This is a genomic window from Geobacter anodireducens (assembly GCA_001628815.1).
Classification (GTDB): Bacteria; Desulfobacterota; Desulfuromonadia; order Geobacterales; family Geobacteraceae; genus Geobacter; species Geobacter anodireducens.
This window is the reverse complement of the sequence record CP014963.1, coordinates 2,665,800-2,681,728: the sequence shown is the minus strand read 5'-3', so window position 1 is coordinate 2,681,728 and position 15,929 is coordinate 2,665,800. Positions and strand designations below refer to the sequence as shown.

At 64.6% G+C, this 15,929-nt stretch carries 7 protein-coding genes and 6 pseudogenes; 6 read left to right on the top strand and 7 right to left on the bottom strand.

Annotated elements, in window-relative coordinates:
• Position 1: 1 nt before the first annotated feature.
• Positions 2–1,860, bottom strand: a pseudogene (locus A2G06_12250) (ligand-gated channel).
• Between the two features lie 129 nt (positions 1,861–1,989).
• On the opposite strand from A2G06_12250, the gene A2G06_12245 reads away from it, so the two are divergent.
• Positions 1,990–2,109: a hypothetical protein gene (locus A2G06_12245; protein ID ANA40912.1), complete on the top strand. Its 120-nt coding sequence runs from the start codon at positions 1,990–1,992 to the stop codon at positions 2,107–2,109.
• A 380-nt stretch (positions 2,110–2,489) separates the two neighbouring features.
• Positions 2,490–3,826 (top strand): annotated as a pseudogene (locus tag A2G06_12240) (radical SAM/SPASM domain-containing protein).
• On the opposite strand, the gene A2G06_12235 reads toward A2G06_12240, so the two are convergent.
• Entirely contained in the window at positions 3,768–4,862 is a 1,095-nt protein-coding gene (locus A2G06_12235) for a cobyrinic acid a,c-diamide synthase (protein ID ANA40911.1), read from the bottom strand. The pseudogene A2G06_12240 and the gene A2G06_12235 overlap by 59 nt on opposite strands.
• A 242-nt stretch (positions 4,863–5,104) precedes the next feature.
• On the opposite strand from A2G06_12235, the gene A2G06_12230 reads away from it, so the two are divergent.
• Positions 5,105–6,430, top strand: coding sequence for a radical SAM protein (locus tag A2G06_12230; protein ID ANA40910.1), 1,326 nt, complete (start codon positions 5,105–5,107; stop codon positions 6,428–6,430).
• Here A2G06_12230 and A2G06_12225 read toward each other — a convergent pair.
• From A2G06_12225 to A2G06_12210, 4 genes and pseudogenes are all read right to left on the bottom strand, one after another.
• Positions 6,427–7,041 carry an AAA family ATPase gene (locus A2G06_12225; protein ID ANA40909.1) on the bottom strand — a complete coding sequence of 205 codons (615 nt, stop codon included), beginning with the start codon at positions 7,039–7,041 and terminating at the stop codon, positions 6,427–6,429. The two genes, A2G06_12230 and A2G06_12225, sit on opposite strands and share 4 nt — an antisense overlap.
• The gene (locus A2G06_12220; protein ID ANA40908.1) at positions 7,016–7,225 is read right to left on the bottom strand and encodes a hypothetical protein; all 210 of its coding nucleotides are present in this window, start codon (positions 7,223–7,225) and stop codon (positions 7,016–7,018) included. Before A2G06_12220 ends, A2G06_12225 begins: the two co-directional genes overlap by 26 nt.
• Positions 7,226–7,330: 105 nt before the next feature.
• Positions 7,331–7,605, bottom strand: a pseudogene (locus A2G06_12215) (acylphosphatase).
• Positions 7,606–9,617, bottom strand: a pseudogene (locus A2G06_12210) (DNA ligase (NAD(+)) LigA). It abuts the pseudogene before it with no gap.
• Between the two features lie 187 nt (positions 9,618–9,804).
• On the opposite strand from A2G06_12210, the pseudogene A2G06_12205 reads away from it, so the two are divergent.
• Both A2G06_12205 and A2G06_12200 read left to right on the top strand, forming a co-directional pair.
• A pseudogene (locus A2G06_12205) lies at positions 9,805–12,149 on the top strand (serine protease).
• A gap of 207 nt (positions 12,150–12,356) precedes the next feature.
• Positions 12,357–14,397, top strand: a pseudogene (locus A2G06_12200) (ATP-dependent DNA helicase Rep).
• A 30-nt stretch (positions 14,398–14,427) separates the two neighbouring features.
• Here A2G06_12200 and A2G06_12195 read toward each other — a convergent pair.
• A complete protein-coding gene (locus A2G06_12195) occupies positions 14,428–15,099 on the bottom strand; it encodes a peroxiredoxin (GenBank protein ID ANA40907.1) in 672 nt (223 codons plus the stop codon).
• Positions 15,100–15,263: 164 nt separating this feature from the next.
• On the opposite strand from A2G06_12195, the gene A2G06_12190 reads away from it, so the two are divergent.
• On the top strand, positions 15,264–15,779 hold the full coding sequence (locus A2G06_12190; protein ID ANA40906.1) for a peptidyl-prolyl cis-trans isomerase A: 516 nt from the start codon (positions 15,264–15,266) through the stop codon (positions 15,777–15,779).
• Positions 15,780–15,929 lie beyond the last annotated feature (150 nt).

Sequence of the window (15,929 nt, the reverse complement as noted above, 5' to 3'; positions counted from 1 at the left end):
CTTACCACTTGATGCGCAGGCCGCCTTCGAACCAGCGGCTGGGGTTCTTGAATACCTCGTCGTGATACTGGGCGCCGTTGAACAGGTTGTGGCCGGTGGCGAAGAGCTCGGCCTCCGTGTTGTCGCTCCGGAAGAAGCGCCACCCCAGGTTGAGGTCCCAGATGAAGTTGTTGTATTTCGCGCCCCAGTCGCCGGGGGTGTTCCACCAGCGGTACGCACCGGTGAGAGCGCCGCGGAAGGTCCGGTCGTCGTAGTGAAACCCGAGATCCCAGATGTGGCGGGCGACTCCGGGAAGTTTTTCGTCGGTCTGCAGGTTCTTGCGTCGGTGAAGACGTAGCCGGCGGTGAGCCAGGAGTTGTAAAGCGTAGCGGAGCGGGCCTCGATCTCGAACCCTTCCCGCAGCGTCCTTGTCACGGTATTGCCCTGCTCCTTGAATTGATTGCGGAACCACGTCCCCTTAAGCCAGAGGAAGGGGATGTCGGTGGTTTCGAGACCGGCCTGAACGGTCCAGCCGATGTCTCTGGTGGTAAACCCCGGGGTAAGGATCGGCAGGTTGTAGCCCCGGGCGGCGTAGGCCCGGAGCAGGGTCTTGTCGGTGATGCCGAGGGTTGCTCCGATGCTGGGGCTGAAGAAGTCGCCGGAGTGGCTGGTGAGGTCGTACCGGACCGCCGGGGTGATGCTGAACCGCTCCCAGGCGATGGTGTCGTTCAGGAAGAAGCCCCACTTATCGTTAGTTCCGTTGATGTTGAAGAGGGGGTTTTGGGCCTGTCCATGATCGAATTCGATCCCTCCGGTAAGGGTCTGGAGTCCCTGGCGCCAAGTGAGGTAGGCCGTGCCGCCGGCTGTTTTTTCGTCGTTAGTTATGGTGGCTAAACGCTCGCCAGTGCTGATGTCGTCAAAACTTTCAGTGAAATCGAATCGTGTTCCCTTGATGAGGGTATTGAAGGTTAGCCGGTCGTTCAGGGCGTAGTCGAGCGAAAGGGTCGATTGGAGGATGCGCAGCTTCAGTCGATCTGAAAATCCGGCGAACGAGATAAGGCCAACCTGTGGGGATGTCTCCAGGGAGTTTAAGGTCAGGCGGACACTGCCACGGTCGGCCAAGCTCCAGCGGAGTTTGGCGTAGAGGTTGTTGTTCTCGGTGGCGTTGAATGGATGGAAGCCGTTGCTTTGGAGGTTGCCACCCGATAGGTAGTAGCCGAGGCGGCCCACCGTGCCGGAAAGCTCGCCTCGGGCGTCACGGGTGCCGTTCTCGCCGCCGGAGAAGGATGCGGCGCCGCTGAAGGATGCGTGGGGGGCCGGTTCCTTGGTGATGACGTTGACTATTCCCCCCAGGGACGAGACCCAGCTTGAGGATGCAGGCCCCTTCAGAACCTCCACCCGTTCGATGATCTGGACCGGTACCATGCCGGGGATGGCATAGCTATCGGATTCGTTGTCGATGGGGACCCCGTCGATCAGTATCTGAATAAACCGCGTAGTGGCTCCGGGGAACTCAGTGAGGGTAGGGGCGCCTGGAGCCGTGTTTCCTTGGACTTGAACGCCGGGGATCGTGGCGAGAATATCGGCCAGGGTGTGAGCGTTCATCGCCTCAATCTCGTCGGCGCTGATGACGGTGATGTTCTCTGCGCTGCGGGAGAGGGGCTTGGGGGAGCGGGTGGCGGTGGAGACGGTCAGGTCGTGGGGCTCGTAGTAGAGTTCCAGGAGCTCCCGGTCGCTGTCGGTTTCGGCGTGGGCCGTGAAGGGTATGGCCAGGGAAAGGAAGCCTAAGAAAAAGAAGAGCCCAGGAAGCAACGACGAAAGGCGCCGGAAGGGGCTTCCGGCGCGCGTTTTCGAAGTTTTAACGGAGCTCTGGGTTGGCATGGCACTTGCTTTAATGAGACTGGCAAAGTTGGAGCGAACGTATGGCTTATAGCAGAGGACCGCAGCGAATGTCCATTGCTTTTTGTCCGGCAGGGCAGTGAAGTCAGACCAAGGGAAGGGGGGAGGTTAATGAGCCAAATAACAGACGGGGTGACGGTTCTTGACGCCGGGAACTCGGCGCACCCGGAGGGGCCGACGGCCTGTTGTACGTCGTCGTTGGTAGCTACGAGGGTTCAACCGGAAGAGTAGTGAGCCGCAGGAAGGATGAGGGGGCGATGGCCCCTTTCTCTTTCCGCTATTTCATGGAAAACCCTTTGCCGGAGCCACCGACGGCCCGGGGATTCCGCATTCCCGCGTGGTGCCGGGGGGGCTTTGACCCCGGCACCACGTATCTGTTCTTTGGGCGGCCGAAGAAGGTATGCAAAGAATACCGCCCCGATGCCTTGGCCGCTGGCAGGGCTCCCCTCGCTCCATCGGACGCAGCAAGGGGGCAGAGGCGCACGGCATGTTCTCAATCAAGTCCCCCTTTGCGAACAGGGGATTTAAGGGGATATGCCGTAAAGATTTCAAATCCCTCCTGCCCCCTTTCGTAAAGGGGGGAGTTTTTTTCCTCTCTCGGAGTCCATCCCATGACCCTCTCCCGCTACGTCTCCTCTTACCCTTGTTCGGAATCAACCGACCACGTCATTCTCTTTTCCTGCCGTACCGGCGCGGTGGTGCGGGTTTCCCGGTCCGCCCTCGACGCGGCCCGGGCCGGCACCCTTTCCCCTGCCGCGGCCGAGACCCTGGAGAAGCACGGCTTTCTCACGCCCGGCCCCGAGGCCGAGCGGGCGGAGATGCTCGCCTGGTTCGACCGGATCAACGCCGCCCGGCGCCGGGCCGGCATGGTGGCGGTGCTCACCCGGCGCTGCAACCTGGCCTGTCCCTACTGCTTCGAGGGAGGGCAGGCGCCGGAAGGCGACATGAGCGAGGAGACCGCGGACCTTCTGGCCGCGATGATCGAGCGGGAGTACCTGGCAAAGGGATGGCGGGTGGATATGGATTTCTACGGCGGCGAGCCGCTGCTCCGGCCCGACCTGATCAGGCGGATCGCGGAGCCGCTGCGGGCCGCGGGGGGCGGGCTGTTCCACGGCAACATGGTCAGCAACGGCACCCTGCTGAACCGGGCGGTGATGACGGACCTGGCGGCCCTGGGGATCGAGTCGGTCAAGGTGACCCTGGACGGCCCGCCCCGGGTGCACGACCGGTACCGTCCCTACGGCGGCGGCGCCGGGAGCTTCCACGACATCCTGCGGGGAATGGGCGAGGTGGTCGATCTGGTGAAGATCCACGTGGGAGGGAACTTTACCCGGGAGACCTGGCGGGAATACCCGGCGCTCCTGGACCTGCTGCTGGCGGAGGGGTTCACCCCGGACCGGCTTGGCACGGTGCGTTTCACCCCGGCCGTGGGGGGGAGGGGGGACGGAGCGCTGCCCCACTTCGCCGAGGGGTGCGCGACCTGCGATGAACCGTGGCTGGCCGAGGCGGAGCTGGTGCTGCGGGAGGAGCTGGTGAAGCGGGGCTTCGGCGTGCCCAAGCCCGGCCCCTTTTCCTGCATGATCGAGCTTGAGAGCGACCTGGCCGTGGACGCCGACGGCCGCTGCTACAAGTGCCCGGCCTTCATGGGGCACGAGGGGTATGCCGTGGGCGACCTGCGCGCCGGCTTAAGCCCCACGGCACCGTCCTACGGCTACGATATCTGGCGCCGGGAGGAGTGCCTGGACTGCTCCTGGCTCCCCCTCTGCTTCGGCGGCTGCCGCTTCATGAAGCTGGTGGAGGCCGGGGCGGTGACCGGCGTGTCGTGCCAGCGGGAGTACCTGGCCGGCACGGTGGAGACGATGGTGCGCCGGGGGCTGGCGCCGGGCCGCTCAGTCCAGCAGTGAATCCAGGTAATCGAAATCCAGAATCTCTTCGGCCTGGGCCTTGACCAGCTCGATCTTTTCGGTGTCCTCGGCGCTGATCTTTGAGACGTGGTGCTTCATGGCCGAGAAGACGTCGGCGGTGGTCTCGCGGATGCGGATGACGGGGATGTTGCTCCCGTCGAGGATCTGCTGGGTGATGGCCGACACCGGGGCGTGGCCGGGGATGACGAGGCCGGCGATCTTCTCCCGGTAGGCCGGGATGTGGTAGAGGGACGAGATGGTGACCAGGAGTTCGTCCCGGGAGCTGGTGACCACCAGCAGGGTGGACTGATCCAGCCCGTCGATGACCTTCTGGGAGGAGGCGGCCCCCAGCTGGATGTGGTGGACGATGCGAGTCCCCTGGGTCTGGTCGCCCCGCAGGGGGTGCTCCAGCAGGCGGGAGATGTGGTTGAGGGTCGGGTTGGCCAGGACCGGGGACCAGTCGAAGGCGCCGATGACCTCGATGCCGTAGGGCTTGAAGGAGCGGCCCAGGTACGAGAGGGAGGTTTCCCGCTTCTCGGGCAGGAGCTTGTTGACCACAAGCGCCTTGACCGGCACCTCTTCCATCCGGTAGAGGGGGAGGTTGAGCTGGACCGAGTCGATGACGTTGCCGATGCCGCCGCCGCTCACCAGGATCACGGGCGCGCCGGTGATCCTGGCCACCCGGGCGTTGTTGAGGCCGATGACCGAGCCCACCCCGCCGTGGCCCGACCCTTCGATGATCAGGAAGTCGTTTTTCTCCTCCAGGGCGGCCACCGCCTCGGTGATCCGCTCCACGGGCCAGAGCGCCGGGATCTCGCCGTCGATGAACTTCTTGGTGGAGCCCCGGCCGAGCACCACGGGGGACATGTGGGCGATGTCCTCTTCAAGTCCGAAGATGCGGGCCATGAGGGCCGCGTCCTTGTCCACGGTGATGCCGTTGAAGACCTGGCACTTGGGGCCCACGGCCTTGATGAAGCCGACCCGGCCGTATTTCTTGCGCGCCAGGTGCATGAGCGAGACGCTGATGGTGGTCTTGCCCGCGTTCATGCCGGTGGCGGCGATGAATATCTTTCTGCTCATGACGGTGACGATCCCCCGACAATGGTTATTCCGGTAGAATAAGCAGTATAATTTTACCATTCAAAGGGATGCAAGCATGTATACCGAACGATTTCTTTCATTCCGCCCGGCCTGACGGAAGGGGCACCGCATCTGCCGGCCATGGATGCGGTAACGCGGCGGGGTTCGCCGGGTATTCCATCCCGTGTCAGTAACGTTCCCCCGGTTGGCAATGTTGCACTGCCTGTGGTAAGGTAGCCCCCATGAAACGCAAAACCCTCCCCAAACTCCTCTACGCCGACGCCAAAGGAAACATCTTCGACCATCCCCATCTCTGCATGGCCGGCATGAGCGGCCCCGAGACGGTGCTCCCCGAATCGGTGGAGCTAATTCCGCTGCCCGAGGGGAGCCGGCTCTTCACCATCCCGGACACGCCGCCCGTTGCCTGGGACGAGCAGCAGCGGAAGTTCGTGACCGTGGCCTCGGTGCGGGAGGGGCGGCGCCCGATGCCGGTGCAGGCGGTGTCGGCCTTCATGGCGCCCGGGTACGTGCGGTTGCTGCTGCCGGCGTGTGATTATTCGCGCAAGAAGGTGCACCTCCCCCTCTGGTCGTACACGGCGGTGGGCTGGGACGAGGAGCGGGACTGCTTCGTGGTGGCGGCGAGCCGGGTGGACACCAACCAGAACTGGAACCCCTGCAACTACGACGACCGGAAGCTGGACCCCCTGGTGCGGCAACGGTTGGCGGAAATGCCCCGCAACCGGCTCCTGGAGCAGTTGGCCCGCTGCGCGGTTGATTACCACTGCTTTGCGGCCAAGAACCTCTTTTTCCGCCGCTGGGAGGCGCCGCTTCCCACCTCGCCGGCGTGCAACTCGCGCTGCCTCGGGTGCATCAGCCTCCAGCCCTCGGACTGCTGCCCGGCCAACCACGAGCGGATCGGCTTCGTCCCCACGCCGGAGGAGATCGTGGAGCTGGCCCTGCCGCACCTGCTGGAGGCGCCGGAACCCATCGTCTCCTACGGCCAGGGGTGCGAGGGTGACCCGATCATGCAGGCGGACACCGTGGCCGAGGCCACGCGGCGGCTGAAGGCGGCCACCTCCCGGGGGACGGTGAACTTCAACTCCAACGGCTCCTTGCCGGACCGGATCGCCATGCTCTGCGACGCGGGCATGGACTCCATGCGTTTTTCCATGAACTCGGTGCGGGAGGAGGTCTACGACCGGTACTACCGGCCGGTGGAATACCGCTTCGCCGACGTGAAGGAGTCGGTGCGGCTGGCAGGGGAGCGGGGGCTGTTCACCATGATCAACTACCTGGTGTCGCCGGGGGTGTCGGACAGCGCCGACGAGGTGGAGGCCCTGCTCCGCTTCATCGGCGAGACCGGGGTGAAGATGATTCAGATGCGGAACCTGTCCATTGACCCGGATTTCTACAACAAACGGATGGGCGCCACGGGGCGGGGCATCGGCATGTACCGGATGCTGGAGCGGGTGAAACGGGAGTTTCCCCACATCCAGTACGGCTACTACAACCGGACCCGGGAGAACTTCTTCCCGGCGGGGTATGAGAAGGGGTGGCCGATCCGCTAGTCGGGCAGCCCTTCCACAACCATCCGGGCCCACTCGTGCAGCGCCAGATCCCGGTAGGTCTTGAAAATCCGTCCATCTCTCGTGCGGAAGAGCTTTTTGGGTTCGCGGTCGTCGATCGAGTTGTCGTACACGTATGCCCGGTCAACCATGGAGATCGCCAGGGCACCGTTGGCAATGGAGCGCTGGTAGCGGGAAATGATCTTGGCGATGGGGACATCGTGGCCGCCCGCCATGACCCGCCTGGCGACGCGGGACGCATTGATCGCCGGGCTGTCGGTGCCGATGAAAAAGAAGCGGATGAAGAAGTCGGCCTCTTTCGCCCGCCTGATAAAATCCAGTTTTTCCGGGACGGAAAAAACCGTTTCCAGGAGCATGCTCCTTTTTCCCCTCAAGCACTCCTCTCTGAGTTCCTGAGCCCTTGCCGCAGCTTTCATTACGGCCTCGGGAGAGTTCCAGTCACCGAATTCATTCTTGGCGATTTCATCGGGGTTGATGAAGATGCAGCCCTCCGACCAGTCGTGTCTGAGGACCTGGCTCGTGAACGTTGTCTTGCCCGAACCGTTCGGCCCGGCAATGACGATCAGCTTATGCCTGAGAGCGCTTTTCGCCATGGGCCTGGAACGCCTCGCGGGCCGACTCAATCTCGCGCCGCAGGTTGTCTCGAAGCAACTGCTTCAACTCGATGGTCTGGGCCTTGGTCTGCTCGGCGACAGCCCTCATGATTTCATTCAATTCCTTCTCGGAAATCTCCTTGGTCTGCTCGCAGGATTCCTTTTGTTTTTCAGCAGGTTTCATGATTGCCTCCACAATCGGTACACGTCCAATCTAGCGGAACCGTTCCATGGGGTCAATTCAATAAAGCGGGAACGGGCCTGCCGTCAGACAGGCCGGTCGCCTCCCTCAGTACCTGACGTCGAACCCGTCGAATTCGCCCCGGTAGTGCTCGCGCTCCAGGATGACCCGGTCAACCCGGGCGCGGGAAGGGCCGTGGTGGCACCAGGTCACCAGGCGTCGACGGCCTCTTCTTCCCCCTCGAAGCAGCCCTGGACATCGCCGCCGGCAAGGTTTTTCACCCAGCCGGACACGCCGAGCCGCTGGGCCTGCTGCACCGTGTGGTGCCGGAAGGCCACTCCCTGCACCAGCCCCTTGATGGTTACGATGGCGCGGATCTTCATCTATCCCTCCTCCAGCATTGCCAGGAATTCATCCTCGGTCAGCACCCTGACCCCCAGTTGGCGGGCCTTGTCCAGCTTGCTGCCGGCCTCGGCGCCGGCAACCACGTAGTCGGTCTTTTTCGAGACGGAGCCGGCCGCGTGGCCCCCCTCCTTCTCCACCATCTTCTGGGCCTCAGGGCGGCTGAAGCGGGTGAGCGCCCCGGTGAAGACGAAGGTCTTGCCGGTGAAGCGGCCCCCCACCTTTTTTTCCTCCACCGTGGGCCGGACCCCGGCCTCGATCATCCGCCGGACGGTCTCCCGGTTCCCCTCGTTGCGGAAAAAGGTGATGATGCTGCGGGCCACCTGGGGGCCCACCTCGCGGATGGAGAGGAGTTCCTCCTCGGTGGCCCGTTCCAGGTTCTCGATGCTGCCGAAGGCGCCGGCCAGGAGTTTTGCCGTGCGTTCCCCCACGTGGCGGATGCCCAGGGCGAAGATGAAGCGGGAGAGCTCCCGTTGCTTGCTGGCCTCGATGGCGTTCAGGAGGTTTTCGGCCAGCTTGTCCCCCATGCGTTCGAACTGCATGAACCGGTCTCTGGTGAGGGTGTAGAGGTCGGCCACGTTCTTCACCAGGCCCAGCCGCAGGAGTTGCTCGATGTATTTTTCGCCCAGCCCCTCCATGTCCATGGCATCGCGGGAGGCGAAGTGGATGATGGATTCGCGGATCTGGGCCGGGCACGAGAGCCCCATGCAGCGGACCGCCACCTCGCCGGGGATCTTCACCACCTCGGAGCCGCATTCAGGCAGGCGGCCGGGATGGGGAGGGGGCGTTCGCTGCCAGAACGCTTTTCGGCCAGGACCTTGACCACGGCCGGGATCACGTCGCCGGCCCGCTCGATCACCACGGTGTCGCCGATGCGGATGTCCTTGCGCTCCATCTCCTCCCAGTTGTGGAGGGTGGCGCGGGAGACGGTGACGCCGGAAACCTCCACGGGCCTGAGGTGCGCCGTGGGGGTGATCACCCCGGTGCGCCCCACCGAGGGAACGATGTCCTCCACCAAGGTCACCGCCTGCCGGGGCGGGAACTTGACGGCCACGGCCCAGCGGGGGGAGCGGCTCTTTTCGCCCAGCTCCCGCTGGAGGGCAAAGGAATCCACCTTGACCACCACGCCGTCGATCTCGTAGGGGAGGGAGTCGCGGCGTTCGGTCATCTCCCGGTAGTAGGCGAGGATCTCCGCCACTCCCTTCACCGGCCGGATCAGGGGGTTGACCGGCAGGCCCCATTCGCCGATCCGGTCGAGAAATTCGGTCTGTGCCGCGAAGGAGGCGCCCCGGACCTCGCCCGGCGCGTAGCAGAAGATGGCCAGGGGCCGCCGGGCCGTGATCCGGGAGTCCAACTGGCGGATGGAGCCGGCCGCGGCGTTGCGGGGGTTGGCAAAGGGGGGCTCGCCCTCCTCCTCCCGCTGGGCGTTCAGACGCTGGAACGGGGCCAGGGGGAGGTAAACCTCGCCCCGCACCTCCAGCAATTCCGGCGGCTGCTCGCACCGGAGCCTGAGGGGGATGTCCCTGACGGTCTTCAGGTTGTGGGTGACGTTCTCCCCCACCAAGCCGTCGCCCCGGGTGGAGCCGACGGTGAGGACGCCGCGTTCGTAGACCAGTTCCACGGCAAGCCCGTCCATCTTGGGTTCACAGACGTAATCGATTTCCACGTCGCCGTGGAGCCCCAGGAAGCGTTTGACCCGGTCGTCGAAGTCGGCGATCTCGGCGTCCGTGAAGGCGTTTTCCAGGGAGAGCATGGGGATGCGGTGGGTAACCTGCTCGAACTTGTCCAGGGGCGCGCCGCCCACCCGTTGCGTCGGGGAGTCGGGGGCGGCCAGGTCGGGGAACCGCGTTTCCAGGTCCACCAGTTCGCGGAAGAGGAGATCGTATTCGGCGTCGGTGATCTCGGGGCGATCTTCCACGTAGTAGAGGCGGTTGTGGCGCTCCAGTTCGGTGCGGAGGGCGGCGATGCGGTCCGCTGCGGTCTGCTTGTCCATGGGGGCTCCGTGGCGTGGGGATAGAGGAGCTTATAGCACAGCGGCCGCCGGATGGCAATTTGCGCTCCCGGCCGGGACGGGGCATTAGGGCCTCGCGGTTTCAGTCAGGTATCTGTTATAGTGGAGGCTCGGGGCGCAGCGCAGGGACCGGCGAGCAGCATTCCTCCGGCCGCGGGAAGGGGATGCCGTGAATCATGGGGTATGGGAGCGTGTGGGCGTGGTGTGCCGGTTTCTGCCGATCCTGCTGGCAATGGCGACGGCGCCGGCATGGGCCGCGCCGGCTGCGGGGTCGAAGGTGCCCGCCGAGGTGGGAGCCGCCCTGGCGCGGGGCGAGTCCCGGGAGCTGATCGTCCTGCTGGATGACGGCCCGGTGGAGGCCGAACTGGCGGGCATCCGGGCGCAATCCGCATCGTCGGCCGACGAGCGGGAGGCGGTTCGCCGGCGGCTCGCGCTGAAGGCGGCGCGGTACGGCGAGATGAAAGGGCGCCTCGCCGCCGACCTGGCTGGGGAACGGATGGAGGTGGTCAGGGAGTACAGCCACCTGCCGCTCTTCTTCGCGCGGGTGGGGTCGGCCCGGGCCCTGGAGCGGCTGGCGGGCCGCGCCGAGGTGAAGGGGGTCTTTCCCAACGAGGCCAGGAAGCTCCAGCTCACCGAGAGCCTTCCCCTCATCGGGCAGCCTCCGGCTGCGGCTGCCGGTTTCAGGGGCATCGGCACGTCGGTGGCGGTCTTCGACACGGGGGTCGACTACACCCGCCCGGCCTTCGGCTCCTGCACCGCGCCGGGCACGCCGGCCGGGTGCAAGGTGATAGTCTCCTTCGATACGGCGCCCGACGATATCATGCGTGACGACGCCACGCTCCACGGAACCAATGTGGCAGCCATCGTGCTGGGGGTGGCCCCTGATACCCGCATCATCGCCATCGACGTCTTCACCCAGAATCTCGCCTATGATGCGGACATCATCGAGGCCGCCAACTGGGTGATTGCCAACCGCTACACGTACAACATCGTGGCGATCAACTTGAGCCTGGGGGGCGGCTCATTCAGTTCCCCCTGTACCAATACCCCTTACAATACTCTGGTGAATCAGGTGAGATCGGCGGGAATCACCCCCGTGGCGGCCTCGGGGAACGACGGAAATACAAGCGCCATTGTGGCGCCGGCATGCATCCCGGGCGTCATCTCGGTGGGCGCGGTCCACGACTCCTTCTACGGGACGTTCCATGGTACGACCTGTACGGAATCCGCCGCACCAGACAAGGTGGCCTGCTTCTCCAACAGCGCATATTTTCTTACCCTGCTGGCCCCGGGAGCCATCATCACCGCGGCCGGGGAAACCATGGCCGGCACCTCCCAGGCGACTCCCCACGTGGCGGGGGCCGTGGCAGTGCTCCGGTCGGCCTTCCCGGCGGAATCCCTCGATGCGATCCGGACACGCCTCACCTCCACGGGCAAGCCGGTGACCGATTCCCGGAACGGGGTGACGACGCCGCGCATCAATGTTGCAGCGGCCATCGGCCCGCCCGCCAACGACCTCTTTTCCGCCGCCCAGGCCCTGCCCGCCACTGCCGGCCAGACCACCGGCGTCAACCTGAACGCTACCCGGGAGCCCGGCGAGCCCGTCCACGCGGGGGTAGCCGGGGGCGCCTCGGTCTGGTGGACCTGGCAGGGCCAGGCCAACGGGACCCTGTCCCTGGATACCCACGGCAGTTCCTTCGATACCCTGCTGGCGGTCTACACCGGCGAGAGCGTGGGCAGCCTGGCGCGGGTGGCTGCCAACGACAACGACGGCAGTGCCGGCGGCGCCAGCGGGCTCACCTTCGCGGCCCGGGCAGGCAGGTATACCGGATTGCCGTGGACGGCCGGAACGGGGTCACGGGGCGCATTGTCCTGAACCGGAACTTTACCCCGTCGGCCACGGCAGATATTGCCGTCGCCGCCTCGGGGGCACCGTCGACGACCTTCGTGGGGGAACCGGTAATCTATACGGTGAGTGTCATCAACTACGGCCCGGAGACGGCAACCGAGGTAACGGTGACCGACCCGATCCCTGCGGGGGCCTCCTTTGTGTCCGCTTCCCCGGGGTGCGCCCTGTCAGGCAGCACCGTTACGTGCAACGTCGGAACCCTGGCGGTGGGGGGGAGCGTCTCCTACGCCATCGTGCTCACCCCCACGCTGGCGGGCACCCTGATCAACACCTTCCAGGCGGCCGGTTTCACCAACGATCCCGCCCCGGGCAACAACGCCTCGGCTGTCTATACGCCGGTGGCTGAATTTGTGTATCCGGTACTGGTGGACAATGTGCAGTATCCAATGCTTCAGAACGGCTTCGACATTGTCCGGGAGGAGGGCGTGGTCATGGCCACGGCGAGCCTGTTCACGGAACAACTGCTGCTGAGCCGCGCCGTCCGGTTCACCCTGCAGGGAGGCTATGACGCCTTCTTCACCTCCGCCACCGGCTACACCACCCTGCAGGGGAGCCTGACCCTTGCCAGAGGGGCGGTGACCGTTGACCGGTTGATCGTCCGCTGATCTGGTGCCGCAGCGTGCGGGGCTCCCGCTCCGCACACCGTCACGCGTCACCATGCCGGCTCCGCGGGAGCACTGCGCGCGCCACTGTGGGGCGATCGAGCAGGGTAACGTGCCCTGGCACGAATATCGCCACCCCTGTTCTGCTATCACTGATGCGGCCGGGCACGAGCGCCCGGCTCTTTTCGTTTCGCATCCCGAGGCACGCACATGCTTGATCTTTCCACCCTCAACCCTCCCCAGCGGGAGGCGGTCGACTGTACCGAAGGCCCGCTCCTGGTCCTGGCCGGGGCCGGCTCGGGCAAGACCCGGGTCATCACCTGCCGGATCGGTCACCTGGTCCTCCACAGGAAGGTTGCGCCCGAGAGCATCCTGGCCGTCACCTTTACCAACAAGGCGGCGGGAGAGATGAAGGAGCGGGTGCGTGAGCTGGTGGGCCGCGGCCGCACCAAGGGGATGATCGTCTCCACCTTCCACTCTCTGGGGGTGCGCATCCTGCGGCGCGATATCGAACGGCTGGGCTACAAGAGGAACTTCGGCATCTACACCACGTCTGACCAGCTGGGGCTGGTGCGCCAGGCCCTGCGCGAGGTGAGCGACGACGGCCGCAAGGTGGACACCGAAGGGATCCTCTGGCGCATCTCCGGCTGGAAGAACCGGCTGATTCCCCCCGACCGGGTGCAGCCCCGCCTGAACGACCCGGACGAGCTGCTGGCCGCCACGATCTACCCCCGCTACCAGCGGCTGCTCATGGCCTGCAACGCCATCGACTTCGACGACATCATCATGCTGACCGTCCGGCTCCTGCAGGAGCAGCCGGAGGTCCTGGACCACTGGCAGGAGCGGTTCCGCTACATCATGGTGGACGAGTACCAGGACACCAACGCCTCCCAGTACCTGTTCGTGTCGCTGCTGGCGAAAAAATACCGCAACCTCTGCGTGGTGGGGGACGACGACCAGTCCATCTACGGCTGGCGCGGCGCGACGTGGGGAACATCCTCGCTTTCGAGAAGGACTACCCCGGCTGCCGGGTGGTGAAACTGGAGCAGAACTACCGCTCCACCGGCACCATCCTGGAGGCGGCCAACCACGTGATCAGGAACAACAGCGTGCGCACGGAGAAGCGCCTCTGGACCGACGCGGGCGAAGGCCGTCCCATCGACCTGGTCATCGCCCAGGACGACGAGGAGGAGGCCACCCAGGTGGTGGAACGGCTCCAGATGGAGCGCTACCGGCACAATCTCTCCTTCGGCGACTTCGCCATCCTCTACCGGACCAACTCCCAGAGCCGGGCCTTCGAGGAGCAGCTCCGCTTCGAGGACATCCCCTACGTGCTGGTGGGGGGTATGCAGTTCTACGAGCGCAAGGAGGTGAAGGACGCCCTCTCGTACCTGAAGGTGATCGACAATCCCCGGGACGAGCAGTCGCTCCTGCGGATCGTCAACTTTCCGCGCCGGGGGATTGGCGACGGCACGGTCCTGAAGATCAACCAGTGGTCCCTGGAGCATGACTGCCCGCTGCTGGAGCCTTCGGCCGGGTGGAGGAGATCGAGGGGGTCACGGGGGCGGTGCGGGAAAAGGTGCTGGCCTTCCACCGGCTGGTGGAGGAGTCGGTGCGCGATTTCCGCCATGCCGGCAACCTGCCGGGACGGGTGAAGGGGTTGTTCGACCGGCTCGGGCTGGAGGAGGAACTCTACCGGACCATCGAGGACCCGGCCACGGCCCGGCGCAAGGTGGAGAACGTGGCCGAGGTCATCAACTCCCTGGCCTCGTTCGAGGAGCGGATTCCCGGCGCCACCCTGTCGGGTTTCCTGGAAAAGGTCTCCCTCATGGACGAGGACCGCTTCGCCGGCAAGGACAAGAAGGAGCACGGCAGGGACGCAGTCACCCTCATGTCGCTCCACTCAAGCAAGGGGTTGGAGTTTCCCTGCGTGTTCCTGGTGGGATTCGAGGAGGAGATCCTGCCCCACAAGAGGACGGTGGAGGAGGGGATGCCCATTGACGAGGAGCGGCGTCTCTGCTACGTGGGGATCACCAGGGCTCGCCGGCACCTGACCATCACCCGGTGCCTGAACCGGAAGAAGTACGGCAAGCTCCAGGAGCGGCAGCCGAGCCGGTTTCTGGAGGAGATACCCGGGCGGCTTCTGCAGGTCCACGAAGGGAGCGTGAAAAAAGCCTCCACCCAAGAAGAGGCGGAGGCCCTGGCCCAGGATTTCTTTGCCCGGATGCGGTCGATGCTTCAGCAGGAGTGAACCGGTGTTCGCTGCCGGTTTCAGAATGGACTACTTCTTGATGGTTTTCTCGCCCGGCTTCCAGCCCAGGGGGCAGAGTTCGCCGGTCTGGAGCGCCTCCAGGACCCGGATGGTCTCTTCCACGCTCCGTCCCACCGAGGGGCTCTGGACCACCTGATACTGGAGGATGCCGTTGGGATCGATGATGAAGAGCCCCCGCAGCGCCACCCCTTCCTTTTCGTCCAGGATGCCGTAGCGGATGGTGGCTTCCTTTTTGTTGTCGGCCAGCAGCGGGAACGAGAGGTCGCCCAGGTCGCCCCGGTTGATCCAGGCCAGGTGCGAGAACTTGCTGTCCACTGAGGCGCCGAGCACGACGGCGTTCAGCTCCGTGAACCGGTCCACGGCGGCGTTGAAGCCCCTGATCTCGGTGGGGCAGACAAAGGTGAAGTCGCCGGGGTAGAAGAAGAGGACTACCCACTTGCCCCGGTAGTCGGCCAGGTTGACCCGCTTGAACTCCTTGTTGACCACCGCCTCCAGGGAAAATGCCGGGGCCGGCTCGCCCACCATGGCCCGTTCCGGCTCGCTTCGTACCATTCCCTTGTGGTGCTGGACCATGAGCTCCGTGGCGCGGGTCATCTCGTCGACCTTGTCGGGGGTGGCCATGGCGGTGCTTGCGGCAAGCAGCAGGGTAAGCGTCAGCATGATGGGTCCGGTTGATTTCATTACTGCCTCCTGGCGTAAAAAGGTGCGGCTTCGAATCGAAACACATCTACCCTTATACTTGATTTGACGGACGATGCAAGCCGAGAAAAGGGTGTTCGCCGTCCGCCTTTTGTGGTACACCTTGAGCCTCACGTTGTCATCAGTGCATATGAAAGGAGCATGCCATGAGCGAAGAACAGAACCCCCGGGTCATGCTTGAGACCTCCCAGGGGAACATCATCGTCGAACTGTTCAGGGACAAGGCGCCGATTTCCGCCCGCAACTTCATCTCCTACGTGAAGGACGGCTACTATGACGGCCTCATCTTCCACCGGGTCATCAAGGGATTCATGATCCAGGGGGGCGGGATGGACGAAAACATGCAACCCCGGAAGACCAAGTTCGCCATCAAGAACGAGGCGACCAACGGCCTCTCCAATAAGCGGGGAACCCTGGCCATGGCCCGGACCGCGGTGGTCGACAGCGCCACGTCCCAGTTCTTCGTCAACCTGGTGGACAACGCGTTTCTCGATAACCGGGGCAAGACGCCCGATCTCTTCGGCTATGCCGTGTTCGGTCAGGTCGTGGAGGGGATGGATGTGGTGGACGCCATTGCCGGGGTGAAGACCGGCAACAGGGCGGGCCACTCGGATGTGCCGGTGGAGGCCGTGTTCATTACCAAAGCCTCGGTGATCGAATAAGAGCTTGTTCGGAAATAATCATTCCAAGCTCGCATTCCGTCTTCACGCCATCTTTGACCGGCCCTCAATCGCACAATCCTCGACGTAGCCCTGCTACGCCTGCGGTTTTGCTCAATCAGTCCGGCCAAATCGGTCATACATCCGGGCGCG

Excerpts from the sequence above, each read along its gene's own strand:
- A2G06_12190 (ANA40906.1), top strand. The coding sequence starts at position 15,264 with ATGAGCGAAGAACAGAACCCCCGGGTCATGCTTGAGACCTCCCAGGGG.
- A2G06_12230 (ANA40910.1), top strand. The coding sequence starts at position 5,105 with ATGAAACGCAAAACCCTCCCCAAACTCCTCTACGCCGACGCCAAAGGA.
- A2G06_12220 (ANA40908.1), bottom strand. The coding sequence starts at position 7,225 with ATGAAACCTGCTGAAAAACAAAAGGAATCCTGCGAGCAGACCAAGGAG.
- A2G06_12235 (ANA40911.1), bottom strand. The coding sequence starts at position 4,862 with ATGAGCAGAAAGATATTCATCGCCGCCACCGGCATGAACGCGGGCAAG.
- A2G06_12245 (ANA40912.1), top strand. The coding sequence starts at position 1,990 with ATGAGCCAAATAACAGACGGGGTGACGGTTCTTGACGCCGGGAACTCG.
- A2G06_12225 (ANA40909.1), bottom strand. The coding sequence starts at position 7,041 with ATGGCGAAAAGCGCTCTCAGGCATAAGCTGATCGTCATTGCCGGGCCG.
- A2G06_12195 (ANA40907.1), bottom strand. The coding sequence starts at position 15,099 with ATGAAATCAACCGGACCCATCATGCTGACGCTTACCCTGCTGCTTGCC.